The following is a 375-nucleotide window of genomic DNA, read 5'->3' on the forward strand; positions in this document are numbered from 1 at the left end:
GGTCGCAAGACCGGTTACGCAGGATTTGCCTGCACTTCTTTGACATTGTGAATGGGTTTTTTAATCGATGCCGTGGCGCGTCGTACCTGCTGACGTAGTGGGTACAATATGACGCGCAACATACAGATTTACATCTGGCTGAGATTAATCGTCCGCACCTGAATACAACGTAACCTCTATGCAGGGTTGTCGTTGATGGTGTGGATTCTCAAGCGTGAGGTAAGAGCATCTGGTGGATGCCTTGGCATGTACAGGCGATGAAGGACGTGGCACGCTGCGATAAGCGTCGGGGAGCCGTGAGCAGGCTTTGATCCGACGATTTCCGAATGGGGAAACCCACCTTCACCATTTCTCTCGATGTCTGAGTGATCAGGC

The 375-nt window shown here is 51.7% G+C and carries 1 rRNA gene; it reads left to right on the plus strand.

Annotated elements, in window-relative coordinates:
- Positions 1-206 precede the first annotated feature (206 nt).
- A 23S ribosomal RNA gene (locus tag HWN72_RS30865) occupies positions 207-375 on the plus strand; the annotation flags it as partial.

Origin of the sequence: Novosphingobium sp. HR1a (assembly GCF_015594425.1) — a bacterium.
Lineage (GTDB): Bacteria > Pseudomonadota > Alphaproteobacteria > Sphingomonadales > Sphingomonadaceae > Novosphingobium > Novosphingobium resinovorum_A.